The sequence below is a fragment of the Stenotrophomonas sp. Steno-Z4 genome (assembly GCF_056393145.1).
The window spans coordinates 1-3,359 of record NZ_JBWJPC010000015.1; the positions used below are offsets into that span (position 1 = coordinate 1).

The 3,359-nt window shown below is 52.9% G+C and carries 1 tRNA gene and 1 rRNA gene; both read left to right on the forward strand.

The features are described 5' to 3' along the window. Nucleotide 1: 1 nt before the first annotated feature. Nucleotides 2-78, forward strand: a tRNA-Ile gene (locus tag AC06E7_RS19050). A 229-nt stretch (nucleotides 79-307) separates the two neighbouring features. Beyond that, nucleotides 308-3,186 (forward strand): 23S ribosomal RNA (locus tag AC06E7_RS19055). The last annotated feature ends 173 nt before the right edge of the window (nucleotides 3,187-3,359 follow it).

Sequence of the window (3,359 nt, forward strand, 5' to 3'; positions counted from 1 at the left end):
TGGGTCTGTAGCTCAGGTGGTTAGAGCGCACCCCTGATAAGGGTGAGGTCGGTAGTTCGAGTCTACCCAGACCCACCAACTCTGAATGACCAGCGCATACAAAGAATTTATTACGCATCGGCATTGTGGCCGGTACGTGTTCTTTTAAAACTTGTGACGTAGCGAGCGTTTGAGATTCTATCTTGACGTGTCGTGAGGCTAAGGCGGAAGACTTAAATGTCTTCTTATTAATTGAGTCGTTATATTTCGTATCCGGGCTTTGTACCCCCGGGTCATATATATAACCCAAGGCAACTTGCGGTTATATGGTCAAGCGAATAAGCGCACACGGTGGATGCCTTGGCGGTCAGAGGCGATGAAGGACGTGGCAGCCTGCGAAAAGTATCGGGGAGCTGGCAACAAGCTTTGATCCGGTAATGTCCGAATGGGGAAACCCACCCGCTTGCGGGTATCCTGCAGTGAATACATAGCTGCTGGAAGCGAACCTGGTGAACTGAAATATCTAAGTAACCAGAGGAAAAGAAATCAACCGAGATTCCCTGAGTAGCGACGAGCGAACGGGGACTAGCCCTTAAGCTGGAATGGTTCTAGAAAAACAGCCTGGAACGGCTGGCCATAGAAGGTGATAGCCCTGTATTTAAAAGGGCCACTCCAGTGAAGACGAGTAGGGCGGGGCACGTGAAACCCTGTCTGAACATGGGGGGACCATCCTCCAAGGCTAAATACTACTGACCGACCGATAGTGAACCAGTACCGTGAGGGAAAGGCGAAAAGAACCCCGGAGAGGGGAGTGAAATAGATCCTGAAACCGTGTGCGTACAAGCAGTAGGAGCTCGAAAGAGTGACTGCGTACCTTTTGTATAATGGGTCAGCGACTTACTGTTCGTGGCAAGCTTAACCGTATAGGGGAGGCGAAGGGAAACCGAGTCTGATAAGGGCGCATAGTCGCGGGCAGTAGACCCGAAACCGGGTGATCTAGTCATGGCCAGGGTGAAGGTGCCGTAACAGGTACTGGAGGCCCGAACCCACGTCTGTTGCAAAAGACGGGGATGAGCTGTGATTAGGAGTGAAAAGCTAATCGAACCCGGAGATAGCTGGTTCTCCTCGAAAGCTATTTAGGTAGCGCCTCATATGTATCCTCTCGGGGGTAGAGCACTGTTATGGCTAGGGGGTCATCGCGACTTACCAAACCATTGCAAACTCCGAATACCGAGACGGACTGTATGGGAGACACACGGCGGGTGCTAACGTCCGTCGTGAAAAGGGAAACAACCCAGACCCACAGCTAAGGTCCCAAATTCACTGCTAAGTGGAAAACCATGTGGAAAGGCACAGACAGCCAGGAGGTTGGCTTAGAAGCAGCCACCCTTTAAAGAAAGCGTAATAGCTCACTGGTCGAGTCGGTCTGCGGGGAAGATTTAACGGGGCTAAGCAGTGAACCGAAGCTTGGGGTGTGCATATTTATATGTACGCGGTAGAGGAGCGTTCCGTAAGCCGTTGAAGGTGGATTGAGAAGTCTGCTGGAGGTATCGGAAGTGCGAATGCTGACATGAGTAACGATAATGCGGGTGAAAAACCCGCACGCCGAAAGCCCAAGGTTTCCTTGCGCAACGTTAATCGGCGCAGGGTGAGTCGGCCCCTAAGGCGAGGACGAAAGTCGTAGTCGATGGGAAGCAGGTTAATATTCCTGCACCTCGCGTAAGTGCGATGGAGGGACGGAGAAGGTTAGGTGTACCCGGCGTTGGTTGTCCGGGGGAAAGGCGGTAGGTTTGGATCTTTGGCAAATCCGGGATCCTTTAAGACCGAGCACCGAGACGAGTCTTTAAGACAAAGTCACTGATACCACGCTTCCAGGAAAAGCTCCTAAGCTTCAGCTTACGCAGACCGTACCGTAAACCGACACAGGTGGGTAGGATGAGAATTCTCAGGCGCTTGAGAGAACTCGGGTGAAGGAACTAGGCAACATGGCACCGTAACTTCGGGAGAAGGTGCGCCCTTTTTGGTGGCTCATGCGAGCTATAGCTGAAGAGGGCCGCAGAAACCAGGCCGCTGCGACTGTTTATCAAAAACACAGCACTCTGCAAACACGAAAGTGGACGTATAGGGTGTGACGCCTGCCCGGTGCTGGAAGGTTAATTGATGGGGTCAGCCGCAAGGCGAAGCTCTTGATCGAAGCCCCAGTAAACGGCGGCCGTAACTATAACGGTCCTAAGGTAGCGAAATTCCTTGTCGGGTAAGTTCCGACCTGCACGAATGGCGTAACGACAGCGGCGCTGTCTCCACCCGAGACTCAGTGAAATTGAAATCGCTGTGAAGATGCAGCGTTCCCGTGGCAAGACGGAAAGACCCCGTGAACCTTTACTATAGCTTTACACTGAACGTTGAGTTCGTCTGTGTAGGATAGGTGGGAGGCTATGAAACCATGGCGCTAGCTGTGGTGGAGCCATCCTTGAAATACCACCCTGTCGTGCTTGACGTTCTAACCTGGGCCCATTATCTGGGTCGGGGACCGTGTATGGTGGGTAGTTTGACTGGGGCGGTCTCCTCCTAAAGAGTAACGGAGGAGCTCGAAGGTACGCTCAGCGCGGTCGGACATCGCGCACTGTGTGCAAAGGCATAAGCGTGCTTGACTGCAAGATCGACGGATCAAGCAGGTAGGAAACTAGGACTTAGTGATCCGGTGGTTCTGTATGGAAGGGCCATCGCTCAACGGATAAAAGGTACTCCGGGGATAACAGGCTGATACCGCCCAAGAGTTCATATCGACGGCGGTGTTTGGCACCTCGATGTCGGCTCATCACATCCTGGGGCTGTAGTCGGTCCCAAGGGTATGGCTGTTCGCCATTTAAAGTGGTACGCGAGCTGGGTTCAGAACGTCGTGAGACAGTTCGGTCCCTATCTGCCATGGGCGTTGGAGATTTGAGAGGGGCTGCTCCTAGTACGAGAGGACCGGAGTGGACGAACCTCTGGTGTTCCGGTTGTCACGCCAGTGGCATTGCCGGGTAGCTATGTTCGGAAGCGATAACCGCTGAAAGCATCTAAGCGGGAAGCGCGCCTCAAGATGAGATCTCCCGGGGCACAAGCCCCCTGAAGGAACCATATAGACTATGTGGTTGATAGGTCAGGTGTGTAAGTACAGCAATGTATTGAGCTAACTGATACTAATGATCCGTGTGGCTTGACCATATAACCTCAAGTTGCCTTGGCCGACATGACATGTCGATAGAGCACAAGTGCACGCTACGTCACAAGAACTATGAGAGGCAGGCGCCTAAATCCGTTGTTTGGATGGCGACGCTCCAACCGTCTCCCTGGTGAAATTAGCGCTGTGGAACCACCCGATCCCATCCCGAACTCGG